The sequence below is a fragment of the Gluconobacter sp. P5B12 genome (assembly GCF_018812035.1).
Taxonomy (GTDB): Bacteria; Pseudomonadota; Alphaproteobacteria; order Acetobacterales; family Acetobacteraceae; genus Gluconobacter.
This window is the reverse complement of record NZ_JACRVV010000002.1, coordinates 473,344-495,625: the sequence shown is the minus strand read 5'-3', so window position 1 is coordinate 495,625 and position 22,282 is coordinate 473,344. Positions and strand designations below refer to the sequence as shown.

Here is a 22,282-nt window from a genome sequence, read left to right as displayed (position 1 = left end):
GCAACGACGGTTCAGGACGGCGCAAATCCCTGCACGCCAACCTGAAGCACAAACAGTGACCCGGCTGCGCACATGAACAGATGGTCGCGTTTCGGGCCACCGAACGTCAGGTTTGAGCACCCCTGCGGCAAGCGAAGCCGACCAATGAGCTTGCCCACCGGATTAAAAACAAACACCCCGCATAAGCCGAGCGGACCCGACGCGCCACACCACAAGTTCCCGAATACATCCACACGAATGCCATCCGGGTTCATCTGCGCGCCATTCAGCTTCATGTCCGCAAAAATGCGCCCGTTGGTAAGGCTACTGCCATTCACGTCATAGACATGGATGGCCTGATCGCCACCCGCTTTCTGCCCCGGCCCTTTAGGCGTCGAAACGACGTAAAGCTTTTTGTAGTCGGGAGAAAAACACAAGCCATTCGGATCAAGTAGATCCTTTTCCTGCAAAACGGCCTGAAGCGTTCCATCCGGGGCAATGCGAAAGACATGGTCACTCTGTCGTTTGGTCCCCCCAATTTCACCCGTCAGTTCACGGCCAATATTCCAGCGAATTTTTCCGTCCGGATTGGTGGGCCCACCGGGTTCATCCGCATGACCTTCCGTAATGTTCGTGCCGTAACCGGGGTCCGTGAACCACAAGCTCCCGTCGGGGTGAGGCACAACATCGTTGGGGGAATTCAGGCCCTTGCTTTCAAACCTATCAGCGAGAACCTTAACGCTTCCGTCATGCTCCCACCGCACGACGCGCCGGAAAAAATCTTCACAGACAACAAGCCGGCCATCGAAATCAAAGCAGTTCCCATTGGCTGCATAGCCATCGGGGCGGAAATCCGTGATTTCTCCAGCTTCCCAAATATAGCGTAACGCACGGGAGCGAATAACATCACTGAGAACCAGAAAGCGCCCTTCACTGCTCCATGCAGGACCTTCCAGCCAGCCGCCCTGATCCCACACGCGACGAATGGGAGCCGCGAAATACGTCAAATCACGAAACGAGGGATCAATCGCAATCACGTCAGGGTCAGGCAGATAACTGGGACCTGCTTTCTCGCCCCACGCTCTAGGTGGCTGGCTGATAACACTCGGCGGCTCTACAGCCCCCTGAGGCTGAGCCGCTTTGGCTTTGGCAGCACCAAGACAGACCAGCCCCGCCGCCCCCGAAAGAACCGTGCGGCGCGCCAGAAGAACACCTGACCGGCTATTCCCGTCAGTCTGAACACTCGTTTCGTCAGACATCGTCCCTCTCCAAATAGAACGTGCCTATTCTCGTTGTTTTCCTGAAAGGCGAAAATCAAAATTTCGGAATAACCAGGAAATACCAGAGAATTTCGAGAAAAGCGTCTATCGCGCTTCAGCCTCGATCAGACGCACCACGAGGTCCATGAGCCTTTTTTCGCTATAGGACGCAACTGCGCGCTGACGTCCCCGCTCTCCCATAGCACGCGCCAGAGGTAGATCCTGTGTCACTGTTCTCAGCGCGCGGGCCAATGGCGCAGAGAGGCCGGGAGGCACCAGAAAGCCGGTCTGTCCATCGACGACCTGTTCTCGTGGACCGCGAACATCAGTCGCCACTACAGGCAATTCCGTCAGCATCGCTTCAATGACGGACATGGGAAGCCCTTCAAAGTGGCTTGGAAGCGCAAACACGTCTGCGGCGGCAAGAAGATCCGGCACATCTTCCCGATAACCCAGCATCCGCAACCGCGGGCCTAAAAGCTGTCTGGCTCTGTCAAACGCGGGCCCGAGGGCATCGCCATGATCAGATGGCAGCCGCTCCCCCACAACCCAGAGTTCAGCTCCTGGCACATCTTCCATGGCTCGGAGAAGCTCCGGATGGCCTTTGTGGCGCACAAGTCGCGACACCACGATGACCACGGGGCGATCTTCCGGAACACCCAACTCCCTACGGATACGGGCCCGTACCAAGGGATTAGCATGATAGCGCTTGGGGTCACGTCCATTACCAATAGCAACGGGATGCGCATTCAGGTGCAGGCGTCGCGCATCCCGTGCCTCTTCAACCGAGACGGTCATGTACAGATCCGTAATCCGACCTGCGGCCCATTCCAGAACAACGGAGAGCACCCGGCGGGCCAAAGGTCCAGGTTGATTGAACAGGAAACCATGACAGGTGTAGGCAATGATCCTGACACCACAAAGACGCGCAGCAAACCGCGCCAGAATGCCACTGATGGGCATATGTCCATGCACGACGTCAGGCTTCTCCCGACGAATAAGCCGGATGAGCGCGACAAACGCGCGAAGCTGCGCAACCGGTGACAATGAGCGCGCCATCGGCACTGCATGAACGACAAACCCACCTGCACGTACTGGCGCCAGATGGGGGCCTTCCGCACAGGCTCCCTGAACCTCATGCCCGGCGGCACGAAGCGCCTTCATTAAGGGAAACAGGAACTGGCGCAGAGAGAAATCAACGTTTGTGATTTCAAGGATTTTCACAACAGCACCTTTATTCCGGGATACGTTCCAGAAGCCAGGTGACAGTCTGGGAGACAACCTGAAGTGGTTTTGAGGGTGCCGCAGGTTTGGCACTTTCCTGCGCTTCTCCACCATTCTCGGCTATCTCTTCCGCCGCAGGAACAACGCGCCTGAGAGAAGCAATAACGATCTGCTTGGTCTTTTCACGCCGACCGCGCGCCAGATAGACGTCATCTTCGAGCAGCAACATGCCGCCCTTCTGACGGAAGCGCCAGATCATGCCACCCACCTGAAGAATGATATCTTCGTCGTCTCGTGTGACATGCACGTCCGGGTGAATATGGAACCGCAGCGCGAACGGCGTCTCGCGCTCACCTTCAAGAACTTCCTGCCCGCGCAGGTCTTCTCCGTCCGCCCCAAGGTAAAGACGTCGCGTCCACTTCATTCCAAGCGGCGGATGATACCCGTCATGAGACAGATCCAGCCAATGGGCTTCCCCACTGCTTTGATGCTCGCATGTGACATGCGCCGGACGCCGCGTGACATGTCCGTCAGGCCCGAAGTCTGAGGACGACAGACCATCCGCGACCAGAACCGTATGCGCTGCACTGGCTCTCAGCGCCTGCGCCCATGCCCCCACCTGCGCACTGCCGCAATTAACGAAAAGACGATGCCGCTGGTTTGAAAACTCGAAAGACAACGTGCCAGCATGCGCTGCCTGATCATAACTGGTCGGTGGAGGCGCACCGCTATCCACAATCAGCAGAGACTTTCCGAGAGCCAGCCGGGTAAATTTCCCCTGATGCATGGCGGGCGCAATCAGCTTCTGCCTTGATCCCTGCGCCAGAACATCTTCCACCATCGCGCTGTAACGCTCGTTGGAACCATTAAAAACAGCCAGACCACCATCACCATGACGCATGGCACGCAACACCGGGCAGACTCTGTCCAGGGCCACATCAATAAAGGGCGGCACGCTCGAATGCGCTGTGCGGAACATGACGGACATTTCTGCCAGCTCACGCGCTGTCTGATATTGTGCTTCCGGAGACCGCTCAGCAACCGTCCCATCGGAAAGAATCAGACGTTCAATTTCCGCTGGAAGGTAACGCAGGAAGCGCGTCATAAACCCGTTGTGATCCGGCATAGCCAGAGCAGCTGCAAGCAGGCCACGCAAGGCTGTCAGCCCACGCCAGCCTTGCGGTTCAAGTGGCAAAAGAGCGGCAATGGTCCGCCCCTCTACCAACATCCGGTCCATGATTTTTTGCTGAAGTTTACGATCCGCCGAAGCCAGGCAGAACTCGTGGTTTGCCAGCCAGGATGAAAGGCGCGCACCTGTTACGCAGGCATCCTTGACCAGCGGATCCGTTGGGGGATGCGATACCCAGTCCGCGACAAGCGCGCGGGCCGTCATGCGGGCATCGTCACTGCCTAATGCGCGGAGATCCCGCAGCCATGCAAAACTTTGCAGCCACTGTTTTGCTGGTTCCGGCCAAGGGCCACGTTCCCACTTTCCGCGTGGCAGATCGTAGTCCTGCCGCTCAAACCGAAAGCGACCCGCGACAAGGCGGGCGCCCTGCTCGGCGTCCCCCTTCCACGGGTCACGATAAATATAAACCGGTCCCTCTGAAGTTCCGCCACCAACGGGCAGTCGTGCGAGTGAAAGTCGTGCGTCCTGAATCCAGCGACGAATGGGCATCAGGCGCTGTCTTCCTTGAACGGGCCTTCAAGTGCATGAATGGCTGAGTCACGGTCCGGCTTACCAAAGACGGCTGACCCTGCCACCAGCATCCGCGCGCCGGCAGCCACCACTTTGGGCGCCGTGACCGGGTCAATGCCGCCATCAACCGCCAGCACGATATCGCGTCTACTGTCTTCAATCATGCGCGACAGGGTTCGGATTTTTGGCAGCTGGCTTTCCAGGAAGCTCTGGCCGCCAAACCCGGGATTCACTGTCATGACCAGAATGATGTCTACCAAATCAAGCACCTCTGACAGTGCTTCTGGCGGCGTCCCCGGACAGATCGCAATTCCCGGGCGGCAACCAAGCGCACGGATGGTCTGAAGCGTCCGGTGAATATGGGGGGCGTTTTCCACGTGCACCGTAATGTGATCTGCGCCAGCCTTGGCTGTTGCTTCCAGATACGGATCAACCGGATCGATCATCAGGTGTACGTCGAACTTCGCATCCGTGTGCTTTCGCAAGGCCGAGATCACCCCAGGACCGAACGAGATATTCGGCACGAAATGACCGTCCATTACATCCAGATGTAACCAGGGCGCGCGGGAGATGGATGCAATCTCATCTCCAAGACGGGCGAAGTCGGCAGCCAGCAGGCTGGGGGCGACAATGATCGGGGATCGTTCTGTCATGTTGTTATGTATCGGCAAAGCAACCTCCAGACGCAAGACAGTTCCGCACATCCCCGCGCGTTCGTGAGCGAGTACCGCCGACGAGACCCTCAGGAACCCAACCGCTGCTGATGCGTCCTCATCAGACTGTCTGACTACTACCACCGTAGTATGGAGTTTTTATGACCGATCGCCTCTCCCCCATTCTGCTTAGTAGAGACGCCTGGATCCGCCGACCATCTCACCGGGCATGGCTCGAAATGCAAGGCCGTCGGTTGCTGGATTTTAGCAAGGAAGGTTGTATCGACGGGGGGTTTGCAGGGTTGGATATGGAAGGTCACCTTCCTGAAGGCGCCAAGGCAGAAGCGACCCTGACTGCGCGATGCGTTCACGCTTATGCGACTGCGGAACTCCAGGGCATTCCAGGAAGCGCACCGCTCGTCGCACATGGCGTGAATGCGCTCATGACATCCTTTCGGGACCAGCAACACGGAGGCTGGAACCACTTCGCGGATCAGCCTCATGAGCGCAAGCAGGCCTATCTGCACGCGTTCGTCGCACTTGCCGCGTCCTCTGCTGTTCTGATCGGGGTGGAAGGTGCCAACGCACTTCTCAAGGATGCCATCCATCAGATCGAGACGCATTTCTGGTCTGAAGACGAAGGCGTCATGCGCGAGAGCTTCGCAGACGACTGGTCAGACGAAGAGAACTACCGTGGCGCCAATAGCAACATGCATTCCACAGAAGCCTTCATGGCCCTTGCGGACGTTACAGGTGATGTGAAGTGGTTGCGCCGCGCGCTGCGGATTGTCACACGGTTTGTGCATGAACTGGCCCCACAGCAGGGCTTCGCAATGCCCGAGCACTTCAACCGAAATTGGGATCTGCTGCGGAATTATCATGAAGACAAGCCTACGGACGATCTACGCCCCTACGGCATGACACCGGGCCATTTCGTTGAATGGTCGCACCTGACCGTGAAACTAGAAGCAGCTCTACTCCGCAGAGGCGAAACAGCTCCGGGCTGGATGCTTCATGACGCACAGGCGCTCTTCGAGACCGGCATGAAATCAGGCTGGAATGTCGATGGTCTTCCCGGAATGGTTTACACAATTGACTGGGATCACAAACCCCATGTGCCTTCCCGCGTCCACTGGGCTCATGCAGAAGCGCTGACGGCGGCAATCAACCTGTATAAGCGCACAGGAAATCCACATTACGAGCACTGGTATCGCACGATCTGGGATTATATCGACACAACCCTGATTGATCGGGATTTTGGAAGCTGGTTCAACGAAGTGAGCCCGGAAGGCGAGCCAACAGAGCATATCTACAAAGGTAAAGGCGACCTTTACCACGCCTACCAATCCACTCTGGCACCGATGATGCCACTGGCTCCGTCACTCGCAACAGCGATCGAACAGATTGGTGTGCCCTACTGAGCAGGCGACGGTTTCGTCACCCAGTACACCGGGAGCGCCACGGCCTCCCGGAACAGATAATAGAGTTCAGGCAGCCGAAAGACTTTTGGATACGCGCCTGACACGTCTTTCACGCCAGCATGCCGCAATGCCCATTCTGCCCGCATGATATGAAACCACTGCGAAACGACGACTGCCCCTTCCGGCGCTTCCTGCGCAACGTGCACAGCCGTCAGCCAGGTATTGTTTCCCTGTGAATCAACAATGATCGCTTCGGCCGGAACACCGTGATTTTCCAGCCAGTGCGCCATGATTTCAGCTTCATCCTGATGATTGGAAGTTTCCACAGCTCCACTCACCATCAGTTCCCGAACGCGTTTTTCTTTCCAGAGTAACAATCCGGTTTCCAGACGGTCCTGCAACGCTGGCTTCGGCACGCCCGCATCCGTGACGGCTGTGCCGAAAATGACGCCCATTTCTGCGGGGCTGGCAGACGCACGCATACCCGTCACGGCAACGCATGCACACCAAATCGTACATACAATACCGCCAGCCAACGCCGCTGCCGCAATCCGCTTTCCCCAGCGAAGAGTCACGAGTGCTTCTCACCCTGCTGCTCCCGCATACGCAGGATGTATAACAACGCCACCACTGCCGCCAAAAACCCTGACAGTGCTCCGACACCCAAGGACCACCGCGGCCCAAAATAATTGGCAACCCACCCCACAACAGGGGCACCAAATGGGGATGATCCTGCAAAAACAGCAAACCGGATGGCCAGCACGCGCCCTCGCATGGATGGGTCGCTCGAGAGCTGCATGAAGCTGTTACTGGTGGCTGTAAATGTCAGAGACGATACGCCGGTAATGAGCAACGTGCAGGCAAAAAGCCAGTATGTCGGAGCCAATGCTCCCAACAGGCAACCCACACCAAAAATCAATGAACCATTCAGCAGAACGTCAAAATCTGCCTTTTTACGGCCTGCTGCCAGAAAGCCACCCAGAATGGTGCCCACGGCCATGGCGGAATTCAGAATTCCATAGCCATGCGCGCCGACGTGAAACACACCAACGGCCATGGTCGCAATAAAGATGGGAAAGTTGAGACCAAACGCTCCGATAATAAACAGCATAATCAGAATGGTCCGAAGATCCTCGCGCGCCCAGACATAGCGCAGACCACTGGTCAGGGCATTACGCTCGCTTTCTCTGGCTCTGGCATGCCGAAACAGGTCCTCACGCCGAATAAACAGCAACGAACCCATGACACCGAAAAACGAAACCCCATTCAGGACAAACGACCAGCCTGAACCAATTTCTGCAATACAGAACCCTGCAACCGCAGGCCCAATCATCCGCCCAGCGTTATAGGACATGGAATTGATGGCCACTGCATTTGGAAGATCGGTCTCTCCCACCAGTTCACCGACAAACGTCTGACGGACAGGGCTGTCAAACGCAGCAACACAGCCACTCAGAAAAGCAAACAGATCCACCTGCCAGAGACGAATCGAACCCGTAACAACAAGCAGGCCGAGTGCAACGGCCAGAACACCCAGAGCACCTTGGGTAAAGAGCAGGAATCGATGCTTCTCAACCCGATCTGCAATCAGTCCGGTCCAGAGCATTAGCAAGAGGGGTGGGGCAAGCTGGAGGGCCATCACGATGCCAATGGCCATGGCATCGTGATGAGTCAGTTCAGTAAGAACAAGCCAGTCCTGCGTGGTAAACTGCATCCATGTTCCGATGTTGGAGAACAGTGCTCCCCAAACCCAGACACGATAATTGCGCCGCCCCAGAGAGCGGAAAGTGTCACCCAGCATTAGGGGACACTCCAGGCTGAAAACAACAGGAAGACGGACAGACTGGCATCTACCCACTGTCAGGAATCTTACATTAGATGTCGAGGGTTATTCCGCAGGAACGACCCTCACATCATGATTACAGGTGCCCCTGTTCCAGTTCCTGAGCAAGGGCATCGGCATGATAGACGGTCTTGAGTGCAGCCATGATGGCACTTGTATCCGTCGAAACCGCTCTGTTGCGCTCGCCATCGTAATAAAGATCGCCCGCCAGACTATCGAGATTGCCATCGAAAATCAGGCCCACCACATTGCCCTGCCGGTTAATGACCGGGGAGCCTGAATTTCCACCCACGATATCATTCGTCGAAACAAAATCGAGATTCGTGGAAAGTGTCAGATGAGGTTTTGCATCCAGCCAGACCTGCGGAAGGCGGAACGGATCGCTCCCGGTCGCATGTTTGTACATTCCGGCAAAGTTTGTGAAAGGCGCAATGGTCTTGGCACCATCCTGCCAACCTTTGACGGTGCCGTAAGACAGTCTTGGTGAGAATGTAGCATCCGGGTAAAGCGTATCTGCCTGTCCTTCTGCCTGAGCGCGCGCAAACTGGGCACGGGCAATCGCACCCTGAGCTTCATGCATTGGTGCTTCGATCTGATCACGGCTTCGATTGCGGATCACATCCAGAACCGGCTGCAACTGACGGGCTAGAACAATCATCGGGTCCGTAGAGGCCTGAATGGCCTTTGCACCACCCTTATACAACGCAAGGCGCTGCGCAGGATCAGCAAGCTTCGTTCCCTGCATCAGCTCCGTAGCGCGTTCATCCGGGCTTTTTGTGCCGAGAACCAGATGAACGGCAGCATCATCCTCACCCAGCATCTGACGCATCGTGGTCATGCCCAGAGCCAGCGTCATGGTTTCCAGATCGACATGCACCGGCACTTTGGCAGAAATTTCAGCTTCAAGTTCAGCCAGTTCGGCATCGTGGTAGCCCGCACGGCGCTCGGCATCCGGCTTCTGTCGCTCCTGCGCGGCTGATACCAGCATGACAGCATCACCGAGCAGGCCATGAACGGTACGGGCAATGGCAAAATCATGGCCATAAGACTGGCGCTGTATGGCCAGTGCAGCCTCCACTTTTTTGAACGGCTCGCCATAGGTCTTGCGGCGCTCGGCATCCGCATCAATCCAGGCCTGAAGAGCGCGATCTTCCGCTTCACGCTTTTCCATCACGCCGGGTTCCCGCAGAGCCTTCACGGTGCCCGACAGAGATTTTAGGCCGTTCTGAACGCCGAACAGCGTATTTTGCGCTTCAATCAGATGTTCCTTGCTTTCACGCGAATACTGCCAGAGCGCCCCTTCGCTGGTAGAATACACCCCAATGATGGTTGGCAGGATAACGTCCCGCTGAAACGTCAATGCACTGGCCGGAAGAGACCGCTGCGTTCGCCCGGGATTACCAGACGTGAACACCAGCTCTCCTGCTTTTGGCCCTTTCGGATCAAACTTGAAGAAAGGTGTGTGGACCGGCTTACCGTCCTCAAACACCCGCAACATCGACAGGTCGATATCATAACGTGGGAAGGTAAAATTGTCCGGATCGCCGCCAAAGAATGCGATATCCTGATCTGGCGCCATCACGAGGCGCACATCCTGATATCGACGATAGCGATACAGGGCGGTCTGACCACCATGGTAAAGCGTCACAACATCACACCGCCAGTGTGTTGCATCTCCGCCCGCACATTCCTTCGTCAGAACGCTACTGGCAGCCTGAAGCGCCTTTGCATACTCTGCACCGTGCTTGCCTGCGGTCATATCAGCGACACGGCCTGTCACGTCTTTCACCTGATCCAGACGATCCAGCTCCATGCCCGGGCACTGCGGCTCTTTGGAAACATCTGCTGCCGAAAAACCATCATGAAAATAGTCGTGTGTCTTGTCTGACAGATCCGTCAGGCAGGTATTGGCACAATGATGATTCGTCATCACCAACCCGTCACCAGAGACAAAGGACGCCGAGCATCCTTCTGCCAGACGTGCTGAAGATTGAATGACATGATTGATCCATTCAGCGGAAGGCTCAAACCCATATTGCTGCTTTAACTGACGGGCTGGCAGATGATCGAACGTCCACATTCCTTCCTCAGCCTGAGCTGAACCGAGGGCTGTGCCTGCAATGAGCAGAGCAGGTAACAAGCGCTTAACAACACGCATGACAGATCCTAGAAATGTTATCTTATAACAATACTCTATCCTGCTCTGCCTCGCCGCTCCATCCCTGCCGACGAAATTTTGATACCCCCACGCAATACGGAATTTATTGACATTCGCTCGCAGCCCATGAAGGAGTGCGTCTTCACCTTGGGGCGCCCTGACAAAGGGCTGAGAGACTGCTGATGGTATGTGCTTTCGAGCCATACCAGCGCAGTGACCCATCGAACCTGATCCAGTTCATGCTGGCGGAGGGATGGTGGCTACTGACAGATCCACAGACTGGATTTTCGGTATCTCTCGTCGTCCCCGCCTTGCAGGGGGATCGCAGCATTGCAGGCGGGACAGCACCATCATGACCACCAGATTTCCGCGCAAATCCCGTCAGGTTCCTGCCGTCCTGCTCGGCCTGACCGTCTGTGCTGGTACGGTGCGCGCGGCTGACACGACAGCCCTTACCCCGCATGCGCCCATCGCCCCGAAAGCCGAGCACATCACTGTTCACCGCGTCTCTGACAGCGCACTCGGGCACCAGCCCGGCGGCGGACTGATCCGACCGGAAAACAGCGTTCGCTCTATCAGCACAGTCAGCCGCGACTACATGGACAAGCAGCCCCCGATGGCGACGGCCTATCAGCTCGCCTCCATGCTGCCCGGTGCGAATGTCGCCACATCCGATCCGTTCGGCTTTTCGCCCAACACCAACCTGACCGTGCGCGGCCTGAACAATGATGCCATCGGCTATGTGCTGGAAGGCACGCCGCTGAACGATGTCGCCTATTATTCCGGCTATCCGAGTCAGTTCGCCGATAGCGAAAACTACAGCCAAGTCGCACTTGCCCAAGGTTCCGCAGATCTGGACAGCCCCGTTCTAAACGCCGCCGGTGGGCTGATGAGCCTGTCCTTTCTCGACCCGTCACAGAAGGCCGGGGGTTTCGCCAGCGTCTCCTATGGCTCCTTCGACACCAACCGCGAATTCATCCGCCTTGAAACGGGAAACATCGGCAATTCCGGCATTCGTGGCTTTGTATCCTACTCCCACAGCGCCAGCGACAACTGGCGTGGGCCGGGGCGGGACAAGCGCCAGCATGTCGATTTCAAGTTCCTGAAGGAATGGGGCCAAGGCAACCGCGCCAGCCTCATCGGCTCCTTCAACACCACCGTCACCAGCTATTATCCGCAGGTCACGATGGAAAGCTGGAAAGCCGATGGCATTCATGGCGCGAACAACCTTGCAGGCCATTATGACGCCTCCAACGCAGACAATGCCGTCAATTACTGGCGTCTGTGGCGCGCGCCGGAACGCACCTTCTATGCAGGCGCACCCGTCCATCTGCATCTGACGCATCAGCTTTCTCTGGACATCACACCCTACGCACAGTTCGCCTATGGCAACGTTCCGGGTGGCTCCACACTGACGGAAACAGGCCTCTATAACGGCACTCAGCCCCTGAGTGACACGCTTACGCTACCCAATGCGCAGGACGGGACCGCTGTCGTCCGTGCCAACTACACGCAACGCAGTTATCGCTCCGGATTCAATTCCACCCTGCATTACAAAACCGGCTGGAACGATTTCGTCCTCGGTTACTGGTATGATTACGGAGACGACAACGAGCAGCAGCCCTTCACAACCGTTTCTGCCACCGGCGCCTCAGGCGATATCTGGGCGGAAAACAACAGTAGCCTGATCCATCTTGCGAACGGACAGAAACTGCTGGGCGGCAGCTTCCACACCATTTCCCAGACCAACGCGCTGTATGTGGGCGATCACATCTCGCTCCTGCATGATCGCCTGACCATCGAGGCGGGTTTCAAGGCCGTCATGATGAGCCGCGCTGGCACGAACAATGTTCCCGGCCCTCAGTATCGTGTGGCGTCAAACAGCATGGAGCCTCTGCCGCGCCTTGGCGTCCGCTGGCGCATTGATGAGCAGAACCAGATTTTCTTCAACGCCACGACCAATTTCCGCGCGCCAGACCAGACGGCGCTTTACAACACCTACGACCCAACCTCCGGCGCACTCGCGACAACCGGCAGTGCGGATGTCCGCAACGAATATTCCATTTCCGAAGAACTGGGATATCGCCGTACGGGACAATGGATCATCGGCAGCCTGACGCTGTTCAACTACAATTTCACCAACCGCCAGATCTCAACGCTGGCCTCCCAGAACGGCTCCATCATTCAGACGACCATGAATGCCGGCGGCCAGACCTCGCGCGGTGTGGATGTGGAAATCGGCCTCCGCCCCTGGCACCACTTCAGCCCCTATGTTTCCGGCGAGTATCTGCACGCCACCATTGATAATAACATTGCCTCAGGTGGCGATCTTCTACCGACCAAAGGCAAACTCGCTGTTCGCAGCCCGACACTTCAGGCTGCGGCTGGCCTCAGCTACGATGACGGGCACATCTTCGGCGTCGCCACCCTGCATTACACGGGGCACCAATACGCAACGTTCATGAATGATGAGCGGATGTCAGACCGCACAACAGGCGATATTTCCGTCGGCTATCGCTTCGGTGATCTGTCCCGCCTGCACAAGCCAACCCTGCGCCTGAACTTCATCAACATCACCAATGAGCGCTCCCTGTCCGGCGTTGCCAGCCCGACCCTGAACGCAAAGGATACGACCGGCATTTACGGCAGCACGATCAGTGGGAGCGCCCCAAGTTATTACATCGGCGGCGGTTTCGCAGCCCTGTTCACAGCGTCCACAGGCTTCTGAACCCGTGGCCGCTCCCGGACAGTTCGGCGTCAATGGTGTGCAGGCTGAACGGCACTGGCCGCCGCTGACGCTCGCCGAGGCGAAACGTGTTCTGGCGTTTTTTCCCAACTCGGCCGCTCCAGAAACTGTTCTGTGGCATGGACAACGCCCGTTCTCCGCGACAGCCCTGACCCGCCTTACCGACGGCACGGTGCTTTTTCTAAAGCGTCATGATCCACGCTTGCGCGATCAGAACGCCCTGACGGAAGAACATGACTTCATGGCACACCTTGTGCGTCATCACCTACCCGTGACCTCACCGCTCAAAACGCAGAATGGACATTCGGCGCTGACGGATCATGGCTGGGTTTACGAGGTCTTTCCTCCCTTACCCGGTCTGGACCTTTATCGAGACGTTCAGTCCTGGGAGCCGTTTCTCTGTTCCAAACAAGCACACACGGCAGGAAGTGCACTCGCTCGTCTGCATCTTGCGGCAACAGATTATACAGCTCCCGCCCGGCCTGATCGGCTTTTGCTGTCCAGCTTCAATGCCATTACCTACCCGGATCTTGAGACTGGCCTTCGCGTCTGGAGCGCGTCTCAACCGGACCTCAATGCAACGTTAAATCCCCAATCCTGGCAGCAGATCCTGAGTGTTCTCGAACCTTTCCATGCAAAGCTTCGACCCCTCCTGATGGATATTGTCCCCTGCTGGGGACACGGCGATTGGCATCCATCCAACCAGTTCTGGACTTCGGATACTCCAGATGCCGAAATTTGCGGGATCTTTGATTTTGGTATGTCTGATCGCACCTGCGCCGCTTACGATCTTGCAGTTGCCATTGAACGCACTGCCATCTCATGGCTCTCAACCGATTATCGCGTCTCATCGGACCAGCTAACCGCACTTCTGAGGGGCTATCAGAATATCCGCCCTCTCACACCCCAGGAATGCAAACTGGTCGTTACGTTTCTACCGCTTGTTCATGTCGAATTCGCATTGTCTGAGGTCGCATATTACAGCGCGCTGCTTCGCGATGAGGCATCCGCACACGTTGCCTATGCGGACTATCTTCTGGGCCATGCACACTGGTTTGCAGGCCATGAAGGACAACACCTTCTGAACTGGCTCCGTAAAACTCTGAACGGCACTGCGGTATGTCCCTGACAGAACTCATCGCGGCCCTGCTCAGCGCCATGGGCGTGTGGTTGACAGCACGCCGCAACATGGCCTGTTGGCCATTCTCTCTTCTTGCCGCGCTCTTATATGGATGGGTATTTTTCAAAGCTCATCTTTACGCTGATGCCTGTCTTCAGGCTGTATTCTGTGGCTGTCTGATTTATGGCTGGTGGTGCTGGATAAGAGACGGCGCTCAGGGTGATGACACCCTGCATATTCGGCCGCTTTCAGGGCGCGGGCTTCTCTTCGGTCTACTGAGCGGCGCACTAGGCGGCGGATTGTGGGCTTTCTGTCTGGCGCGTTTTACAGATGACCCCACCCCTATGGCTGATGCTTTCCTGAGTAGTTACAGTCTGGTCGCGCAGATCTGGGCCGCGCGACGCCATACGATCAGTTGGGCCTGCTGGATCGTGATCGACACAGCTTATGTTGCCATGTTTATCAATCGCACCCTTTATCCAACGGCTGCACTTTACGCGATATTTGTGGGTCTGGCGGTGCATGGACTGTTCAAATGGCAAAGAGCGTCTCAAGAATAACGGGAAAGCAAAGTGTGCTTTCCCGCCACATAAAGAACAGTCTCTCAACCGAAACGCATTTTCCTCAATACGCTACGCTGACTTCTCCCAGGAACATGCGCCCTGCGGATGGCGTTGAACGGTTTGAGAAAAGACTCTGATAGTTCAATCTGTTGGCCAGATTGTAACCATTCATAGAGATTTTCCAATGCTGATTAAAGCGATGGGAAATCATGGCACTGAAGTCCAGGTTGGCGGGTGCACGCAGCGTATTGGCCGCATTCAACCAGACATGCTCACGCCAGGTCAGTCCACCACCCATCGTCAGGTTATAGGGTTTATCCGGGAAGGCACTATATGCGGACCAGAGTGTTGCCTGATTGTGTGGCACATACTGAACATTCTTGCCGCGGTTCGCCTTGGTCGCAGAAGACGTCGTGCTGCTATCATAAAGGGCATAGGTCGCTGACACGTTCCAGCCCGGCAGAATGACACCCCCGACAGACAGTTCCAGTCCCTGATTGCGCTGCCGATCAGAAGACCCCTGAATTTCACCGGTCACCGGATCAGCATTCAGTGCATTGCCCTTGTCCAGACGGAACAGTGAGGCGGTCAGCCCCAGGCGGTCATGGAGAATGCTGTACTTGGCCCCAAGCTCATAAAGCTGAGCCTTCTCCGGGCTGGCAAAAGAATTGGTTCCCGGACGAATGGGGACAGACCCATTGGTGACGTACATTCCCATCGGGGTCGTAGAATTGGCCCAGGTGAAATAATAAGTCTGATGTTCGTCCGGCGTTACGACAAGGCTGGCGTTCGGATTGAAGACGCCTGTAACATCATGAAAATGCTGATCGGGGTTCTTCGCAACATTGCCTCCCGTCAGATTATAGCTTGTCTGCCAGCGATCCCAGCGGAAACCACCTTTCACAGAGAGCCACTTGGTGAACCAGATCTGATCGAACAGGAACAGACCGGTGTCGAACCCGTAACCATTGCTGTGAGACTTCGCGCCCAGGGAACCCAGAGACACCAGACCACCCGGATTCATGTCCCCTGGTACGAGATCCAGATTTCCCACGTGCGGGTTTGGATTAACAAGGTTCGCATAAGGTTTTGGCTTCAGATACGTCGACTGGGAGCGAACATCATTAACGCGCTCCACATCAAACCCGGCAACCAGTTGATGCTTGAGAAAGCTCGTATGGAAATCAGCCACCATTGAGCCGACATTCTGCACAGACCAGCTTGTTTGCTCATAAGGTAACGGTGCCATGTACGTTCCGGCGCCCGTGCCCGCGCCTGCACCAACAGGCCCGGAACGCGCAACAAGTGCTTTTGAGGCATCGCCGTTGAAGTAATTATTCACACAGGTGGTATCGCAGGTCGCTTTTGAGGCTGCAAAAGACCGGTAATATTCACCACCACGCAAATCGTCATAGAACGTGACATGCTTGTTCAGCTTGAAGCTGAAACGTGCTGTTTCCATGTTGGAGTTGGTGGCATTCTGGTCGTTATCCGTTCCGTACCAGTTCGTCCGACGGATACCGTATTCCGTAATAGGCTGCCCGTACTTTGCGCCCGGCTTGGTAACGACCGGGACACCGAAATCAGGAACGGAGTTCTCCTGCTGGTGCATGTACTGCAGAATAAGTGTTGTTCTCTTTCCGATCCCAAATGCAAGCGATGGAGCAACACCCCAGCGATGGGAGAAGATATAATCTCGTCCTACAACATTATGCTCATCGCCCATGCCCGTAATCCGGAAGGCTGTAGAGTCATTGATTTTCTGGTTCACATCCAGCGTGCCGCGATAATAACTGCCTGATCCGCCCGAAAAATCAGCCGCATAATGGTTCTTCAAACCCGGGGTTTTAGTCACCATGTTGATGGCGCCCCCCGTCGTACCATTCCCGAAAACTTCGGAAGACGGCCCTTTGATGACAGACACATTTTCGAAATTGAATGAATCGCGGGAATACACACCGAAGTCCCGCAGGCCATCTTCATAAATATCATTCTGGGCCTGAAATCCGCGGATCAGGAACTGATCCCCGTTCATACCACCAGCGCCCTCACCGATGGACGTTGTCACCCCCGGCACATTCCTCAGAGCTTCATCGAGAGATTTGACATTCTGCTGCTGCATCAGGGCCTGCGGCACAACATTGATGTTCTGCGGTGTATGCATGACATCCTGCGGCATCCGGGAGAGCCCGAGGGACTGATGCATGGTGTTAAACCCATGCCCCTGAACCGTCAGATGTTCGACATCAGATCCTTCGATATCAGTTGGATCTTCAAAATGCCGCGTTGGTGACTCGGGTTTACGCTCTGGCTTTTTTTCATGCTTCACAGGGTCGGCAGCATACCCTTGGGAAGACATCAGGAGCGTACCGGCAACTGAAAGAGACGTAATGTGTGTGCGCAGCGAGCCTGTCACCGGAACCTCTTCATTCAGACAAGTTATTTTACATTCGGGAATCCCTATATTGGTAATGAGAAACATTCTCAATAGGGTTTTGATAAAGTGTGTCTGTTTTCCGACAAACTCGGTCATGCGAGGACACAGGCAGGCCCCGTTCCCATGAGCGAAAAAAAAGCCCCGCACCTGAAAACAGGGCGGGGCTTTCTAAAACAGTCGTCGAAGAAACAGATCAGTTCGGCGTTTCATCGTCCGGCGCGAGCGGCTGAACATGCGTCACTTTGCCATACCGATCATAGTAGATCACGGCATCACCACGACGTTCGGCATAACCATCGGGCTGGCCGTCACGGGTGCGGAAAAGCAGCCGAAACGCATCCGGCTGTTCAACCACCTTGTCCCCTGGCGGGCGATACTTGAAGCGACTGAAGTCAGCATGGCTCCGGGGAAGAGAGGAGCTATGATACAGTTCGTGCATGCTCGGCTTCTTGGGCCCGTCACCCTCGGCATCCTGCGCGACAGCCGTGCCCGTCAGGGCTAGAACGGCCAAAGTGGTAGTCAGGATCCTGCGCATGATGCTCTCCGGTCAGTGCGTTGCGGCAGGCACTGTAGGCGAAACCGTCTTCTGGCTCCAGCCACCGCCAAGCGCCCGGTAAAGCGTGACGAGATTCTGGAACCGGGCCGCCTGAACCAGAATGGCATTCTGCTGAGCCTGATAAAGCGTTCTCTGCTGCTCAAGCGTCGTCAGATAACTATCGATCCCGGCATCATACCGCATCTTCGCCAGGTCATAGGCCTTCTGTGACTGATCAACGAGCGACTGCATGTGGCGGTCCTGAGACAGATACGTCTCACGGGCCGTCAACGCATCCGACACTTCCCGGAAAGCCGTCTGCACAGTCTTTTCATACTGTGCCGCATATTGAAGCTTCTGCGCCTTCGCCATCAACAGATTGCCTTCACTCTGGCCCCAGGTGAAAATCGGTAAACTGATAGACGGTGAAACAGTCCATGTCTCCGCACCAGGCGTGAACAGCTTGCGAAACTGGAGCGAGCTTGTGCCTTCGGAAGCCGTCAGTGTCACTTTCGGGAAGAATGCGGCGCGTGCGGCACCAATATTCGCGTTGGCACCGATCAGAGTATGTTCGGCAGCCACGATGTCAGGCCGCTGTGCGAGCAGATCCGAAGGCAGACCTTCCGGGAGGTTCGCGATCATGGTCTGCGCACCGAACGGCGCCGGTGGCGGCAGATCGGCGGGCAGAGGCGTTCCGACCAGCAACTGAAGCGCATGCTCGTCATCCGCTACGGCGCGGGCATACTGCGCTTCATTGGCGGAAGCCTGCTCAACCTGGGTTTTGACCTGCGCAAGCGTGAGCGCATCCGTTTCGCCATTGTCATACGACAACTGCGTCAAACGCAGGGTCTCTCCCTGCGACTTCAGCGTCCCGCGTGTGACACGAAGCTGTTCCCTGTCAGCCAGCCATTGAATGTAGGTTGTCCCCACCTGTGACACGGTGGTGAGCAGAACATTCCGGGCATTCTCCACACTGTTGAGAACGGTTTCAGCCTGCTGCCTCGTCAGATTGCGAATACGCCCCCAGAGATCCACCTCATAAGACGAAAATCCGATGGACGTCTGATACAGGCGCAAGGTGGAAACAGAGGTGCCCAAGCCTGGTGCAAACGAGAAGCCCGCCGTATCAGACGGCGCCATGAACATCCCCTGCCCCCCAGCAGAAATAATGGGGAACAGGGATGCGTTCTGAATTTCATACTGCCCACGCGCAACCGTGACAGCCGCTGCCTGCGCTGCCAGATCACGATTGTTCTTCAGAGCCAGCTGAACGAGCGCCTTCAACCGCGGGTCGGTATAAAAATCCTCCCACCCGAGATTGGCAACGCTGCTGACTGCAGGTGCATTTTTTGCACCTGTGTCGGCAGGATAACCATTCTGCACAGCCTGCGTTGGCTGGTGATATCTGGGAGCCATGTTGCAGCTGGAAAGCATCAACAGCGCGGCAAATCCAAGACGGGCCTTCATGCGCCGTGCTCCCCTTCAATGGCAGGTGTCGCCTTATTATCCAGATGGGCATAGGCATCCTTCCGGTCCCGGATCCGGACCACACGGAACAGACGCAGCACCACCACGAAGAATACCGGCACGAAGTAAATCGCAAGCAAGGTTGCAGAGAGCATGCCGCCCACCACGCAGGTGCCGATGGCCACACGTGCAGCAGAGCCTGCCCCCGTTGCGATCGCAAGCGGGAACACACCACAGACGAAGGCAATGGACGTCATGAGAATTGGCCTCAGACGTTCGCGCCCGGCTTCAATCACGGACTCTTCCAGAGATTGCCCTTCTTCGAAGAAAGCCTTGGCAAATTCCACAATCAGGATCGCGTTCTTCACAGACAGGCCCACTGTCGTCAGCAGACCAACCTGGAAGTAAACGTCGTTGGAAAGGCCACGTCCCAGCGTTGCAGCAATCGCTCCGAGCACACCCAGTGGCAGCACCAGAAGCACGGCAAACGGAATGGCCCAGCTTTCATAAAGCGCGGCAAGACAGAACATGATCACGATAGCGGCCAGAGCATAAAGCGGCCCCGTTGAACCACTGGACGCAAGCTGCTCGTAAGACAGACCCGTCCACTCATACCCAATGCCACGTGGCAGCTTGGCGAGGATCTTTTCCATCTCGCTCATAGCCTGACCGGAACTGGACCCAACCGCAGGCTGCCCCTGAATCTCGTAGGAGTTCATGCCGTTGTAGTCTTCGACCTTCTGGGGGCCGCTTTCCCACGTCCCGGACGCAAAGGCATTGAACGGAACCATCGTGCCCGTCGTATTGCGGACGTACCATCGGTTCAGATCTTCCGGCGTCATACGTGCCCAGGGTTCACCCTGGATATAGACCTGCTTCACACGGTCATCGCGCATGAACTGATTGACGTAGATGGAGCCAAGAGCACCTTCCAGCGTCGTGTTGATGTCAGCGTTGGTCAGACCAAGTGCATTCGCACGTTCACGGTTGATGTCCAGCTTGAACTGCGGCGCATCTTCCATACCAAGCGGACGAACCGCCTGAAGCAGCGGATTTTTAGCTGCTTCCATCAGCACCTGATTACGCGCAGCCAGCAGTGCTGCGTGACCCAGATGTCCTGTGTCCTCAAGTTCCAGATCGAAACCGGTAGCATTACCCAGCTCCATCACGGCAGGAGGATTAACTGCGAAGATCTGCGCGTCCGGATCCATCCAGAAGTGCATCATGATTTCACGAGACACAGTCATCGTCGTATGGGCCGCACCGGGACGCTGATCCCAAGGCTTCATTCTAATGAAGAACGCACCCGCGGACTGGCCCTGTCCGGCGAAGCTGAAGCCGTTCATCGTGAAGACAGACTGAACGTAGTCCCCGTAATTTTTCAGGACGTAATCCGTAATCTTCTGATTGACGGCCGCCGTCTGCTCCTGCGTTGCGTTATTCCTCATCGTGACCTGGCCAAAGATGATCCCCTGATCTTCGTCAGGAAGGAAACCACCGGGCACACGAGTAAACAGGAACACCACACCCGCGGTCAGCAACAAAAACACGATCATGCTGACAACAGGAGCGCGGATCAGCCACTTCACTCCACCCAGATAACCATTGGTCAGGCGATCAAAATTGCGATTAAACCAGGCTGCCGGACCACGCTCATGTCCCTTATGGGTCGGTTTGAGCATGGACCCGCAGAGTGCCGGCGTCATGACCATAGCCACCAGAACAGACAACCACATGGCAGCAACAATGGTGATGGAGAACTGGCGATAAATCACACCGGTAGAGCCACCAAAGGCAGCCATCGGCAGGAACACGGCCGTCAGAACCAGCACGATACCAATTAGGGCGCCGGAAATTTCGTCCATGGACTGACGGGCTGCTTCCTTGGGAGACAGGCCCTCATCCGTCATCACACGCTCAACGTTTTCAACAACGACGATCGCATCGTCCACGAGCAGACCAACAGCCAGAACCATAGCCAGCATGGTCAGCGTGTTGATGCTGTATCCCATCACGGACAGGAGCCCGAACGTGCCCAGAAGAACAACCGGAACAGCAATCGTCGGGATTAGCGTGGCGCGGAAGTTCTGAAGGAAGATCAGCATCACGAAGAAGACGAGAATGATGGCAATAACCAGCGTCTCGATGACTTCCTTAATAGAAAGCGTGATAAACGGCTCGGTATCCAGCGGATAAACCAGCTTCAGACTATGAGGGAAATAACGCTGCAGGTCCGTCATCTTGGCGCGAACTGCGGCCTCTGTCTGAAGCTGGTTAGCACCCGGCGCCAGCTTCAGCGCCATCGCAGATGCAGGATGACCGTTATAGACGGAACCCAGAGCATAACTCTGTGCGCCCAGTTCAACACGGGCCACGTCGCTCAGGCGAACCTGACTGCCGTCTTGCTGGACCTTGAGCAGAATCTTGTTGAATTCTTCAGGCGAACTCAGACGCGTCGGGCCGATCACCGTCGCATCAAATCCGATACCCTTCTTTGCGGGAAGACCACCCAGTTCACCAGACGAAACCTGAATATTCTGTGCCTGAATGGCAGACTGCACATCCCCAACCGTCAACCCGTAATTATACAGCCGGGACGGATCCAGCCAGATTCGCATGGCATACTCAGAGCCAAACAGCGTGTGGTCACCCACGCCTGACACACGCGACAGTGGATCAGAAATGTTGGAAGCCACGTAATCTGCGATGTCTTGGCCAGACATGCTACCATCTTCGGAAATGAAGGCCAGAACCATCATGAAGTTCTTGGTGGCCTTCGTAACGCTCAAACCCTGAGCCGTCACTTCGGAAGGCAGACGCGGCTGCGCCAGCTGGAGCTTGTTCTGAACCTGAACCTGAGCAATGTCAGGATTGGTCCCCTGCTCGAACGTCAGATCAATCTCCATCTGGCCGCTCGCATAGGACGAAGCAGACAGATACTCGAGATGATCCAGACCATACATCTGCTGCAGGATCGGACGGACGACCGTATTGTTCACGGTTTCCGCCGAAGCACCCGGATACATGACGGAAATGGCGATCTGCGGCGGTGCGATGCTGGGATACTGGGCAATCGGCATGCGGGTAATGGCAACGCCACCAACCAGCATGATGATCAGTCCGATCACCCAGGCAAAGATCGGCCGATCAATGAAAAAGCGTGAGAGCGTCATGTGCT

General features: G+C 56.2%; 15 protein-coding genes and 1 riboswitch. Of the genes, 4 read left to right on the top strand and 11 right to left on the bottom strand.

Annotated features, from left to right (window positions below; translation table 11 throughout):
* Positions 1–11 precede the first annotated feature (11 nt).
* The 4 genes from KP702_RS06245 to rpe form a co-directional block, all read right to left on the bottom strand.
* Entirely contained in the window at positions 12–1,238 is a 1,227-nt protein-coding gene (locus KP702_RS06245; RefSeq protein ID WP_215768652.1) for an SMP-30/gluconolactonase/LRE family protein, read from the bottom strand.
* Between the two features lie 105 nt (positions 1,239–1,343).
* Complete coding sequence (locus KP702_RS06240) at positions 1,344–2,462, bottom strand: glycosyltransferase family 4 protein (RefSeq protein WP_202207164.1); 1,119 nt, start codon at positions 2,460–2,462, stop codon at positions 1,344–1,346.
* 10 nt (positions 2,463–2,472) lie between these two features.
* Positions 2,473–4,140: a heparinase II/III family protein gene (locus tag KP702_RS06235; protein WP_202207163.1), complete on the bottom strand. Its 1,668-nt coding sequence runs from the start codon at positions 4,138–4,140 to the stop codon at positions 2,473–2,475.
* Entirely contained in the window at positions 4,140–4,814 is a 675-nt protein-coding gene (gene rpe / locus KP702_RS06230; protein ID WP_202207162.1) for a ribulose-phosphate 3-epimerase, read from the bottom strand. The genes KP702_RS06235 and rpe overlap by 1 nt, the downstream gene beginning before the upstream one ends.
* A gap of 161 nt (positions 4,815–4,975) precedes the next feature.
* Here rpe and KP702_RS06225 point away from each other — a divergent pair, with 161 nt between their 5' ends.
* Positions 4,976–6,235, top strand: coding sequence for an AGE family epimerase/isomerase (locus tag KP702_RS06225; protein ID WP_202207161.1), 1,260 nt, complete (start codon positions 4,976–4,978; stop codon positions 6,233–6,235).
* Here the strand turns inward: KP702_RS06225 and KP702_RS06220 are convergent.
* From KP702_RS06220 to KP702_RS06210, 3 genes are all read right to left on the bottom strand, one after another.
* Positions 6,229–6,810 (bottom strand): YdcF family protein, encoded by a 582-nt coding sequence (locus KP702_RS06220; RefSeq protein WP_237389913.1) that lies wholly within the window; start codon positions 6,808–6,810, stop codon positions 6,229–6,231. The genes KP702_RS06225 and KP702_RS06220 overlap by 7 nt on opposite strands.
* The gene (locus tag KP702_RS06215) at positions 6,807–8,036 is read right to left on the bottom strand and encodes an MFS transporter (protein ID WP_202207160.1); all 1,230 of its coding nucleotides are present in this window, start codon (positions 8,034–8,036) and stop codon (positions 6,807–6,809) included. The genes KP702_RS06220 and KP702_RS06215 overlap by 4 nt, the downstream gene beginning before the upstream one ends.
* Positions 8,037–8,154: 118 nt before the next feature.
* Positions 8,155–10,236, bottom strand: coding sequence for a S46 family peptidase (locus tag KP702_RS06210; protein ID WP_202207159.1), 2,082 nt, complete (start codon positions 10,234–10,236; stop codon positions 8,155–8,157).
* A gap of 138 nt (positions 10,237–10,374) precedes the next feature.
* Positions 10,375–10,507, top strand: a riboswitch (TPP riboswitch).
* An 81-nt stretch (positions 10,508–10,588) separates the two neighbouring features.
* Here KP702_RS06210 and KP702_RS06205 point away from each other — a divergent pair.
* From KP702_RS06205 to pnuC, 3 genes are read left to right on the top strand one after another with little or no spacing between them, the layout of a single operon-like run.
* Complete coding sequence (locus tag KP702_RS06205; protein WP_215768651.1) at positions 10,589–12,964, top strand: TonB-dependent receptor; 2,376 nt, start codon at positions 10,589–10,591, stop codon at positions 12,962–12,964.
* A 4-nt stretch (positions 12,965–12,968) separates the two neighbouring features.
* Entirely contained in the window at positions 12,969–14,111 is a 1,143-nt protein-coding gene (locus tag KP702_RS06200) for a phosphotransferase (protein ID WP_215768650.1), read from the top strand.
* Positions 14,102–14,662, top strand: coding sequence for a nicotinamide riboside transporter PnuC (gene pnuC, locus KP702_RS06195; RefSeq protein ID WP_202207156.1), 561 nt, complete (start codon positions 14,102–14,104; stop codon positions 14,660–14,662). Before KP702_RS06200 ends, pnuC begins: the two co-directional genes overlap by 10 nt.
* 64 nt (positions 14,663–14,726) lie before the next feature.
* On the opposite strand, the gene KP702_RS06190 is transcribed toward pnuC, so the two are convergent.
* From KP702_RS06190 to KP702_RS06175, 4 genes are all read right to left on the bottom strand, one after another.
* Positions 14,727–17,081 (bottom strand): TonB-dependent siderophore receptor, encoded by a 2,355-nt coding sequence (locus KP702_RS06190; RefSeq protein WP_237389912.1) that lies wholly within the window; start codon positions 17,079–17,081, stop codon positions 14,727–14,729.
* Positions 17,082–17,295: 214 nt separating this feature from the next.
* Positions 17,296–17,637 (bottom strand): hypothetical protein, encoded by a 342-nt coding sequence (locus tag KP702_RS06185; RefSeq protein WP_202207155.1) that lies wholly within the window; start codon positions 17,635–17,637, stop codon positions 17,296–17,298.
* Between the two features lie 12 nt (positions 17,638–17,649).
* Entirely contained in the window at positions 17,650–19,104 is a 1,455-nt protein-coding gene (locus KP702_RS06180; protein ID WP_202207154.1) for an efflux transporter outer membrane subunit, read from the bottom strand.
* Positions 19,101–22,277, bottom strand: coding sequence for an efflux RND transporter permease subunit (locus KP702_RS06175; RefSeq protein ID WP_202207153.1), 3,177 nt, complete (start codon positions 22,275–22,277; stop codon positions 19,101–19,103). The genes KP702_RS06180 and KP702_RS06175 overlap by 4 nt, the downstream gene beginning before the upstream one ends.
* Positions 22,278–22,282: the final 5 nt, after the last annotated feature.

What these genes read in the sequence shown, in the direction of transcription:
- KP702_RS06245 (WP_215768652.1), bottom strand. Translation starts at nt 1,238, where the DNA reads ATGTCTGACGAAACGAGTGTTCAGACTGACGGGAATAGCCGGTCAGGT.
- KP702_RS06235 (WP_202207163.1), bottom strand. Translation starts at nt 4,140, where the DNA reads ATGCCCATTCGTCGCTGGATTCAGGACGCACGACTTTCACTCGCACGA.
- rpe (WP_202207162.1), bottom strand. Translation starts at nt 4,814, where the DNA reads ATGACAGAACGATCCCCGATCATTGTCGCCCCCAGCCTGCTGGCTGCC.
- KP702_RS06225 (WP_202207161.1), top strand. Translation starts at nt 4,976, where the DNA reads ATGACCGATCGCCTCTCCCCCATTCTGCTTAGTAGAGACGCCTGGATC.
- KP702_RS06215 (WP_202207160.1), bottom strand. Translation starts at nt 8,036, where the DNA reads ATGCTGGGTGACACTTTCCGCTCTCTGGGGCGGCGCAATTATCGTGTC.
- KP702_RS06210 (WP_202207159.1), bottom strand. Translation starts at nt 10,236, where the DNA reads ATGCGTGTTGTTAAGCGCTTGTTACCTGCTCTGCTCATTGCAGGCACA.
- KP702_RS06205 (WP_215768651.1), top strand. Translation starts at nt 10,589, where the DNA reads ATGACCACCAGATTTCCGCGCAAATCCCGTCAGGTTCCTGCCGTCCTG.
- pnuC (WP_202207156.1), top strand. Translation starts at nt 14,102, where the DNA reads ATGTCCCTGACAGAACTCATCGCGGCCCTGCTCAGCGCCATGGGCGTG.
- KP702_RS06185 (WP_202207155.1), bottom strand. Translation starts at nt 17,637, where the DNA reads ATGCGCAGGATCCTGACTACCACTTTGGCCGTTCTAGCCCTGACGGGC.
- KP702_RS06180 (WP_202207154.1), bottom strand. Translation starts at nt 19,104, where the DNA reads ATGAAGGCCCGTCTTGGATTTGCCGCGCTGTTGATGCTTTCCAGCTGC.
- KP702_RS06175 (WP_202207153.1), bottom strand. Translation starts at nt 22,277, where the DNA reads ATGACGCTCTCACGCTTTTTCATTGATCGGCCGATCTTTGCCTGGGTG.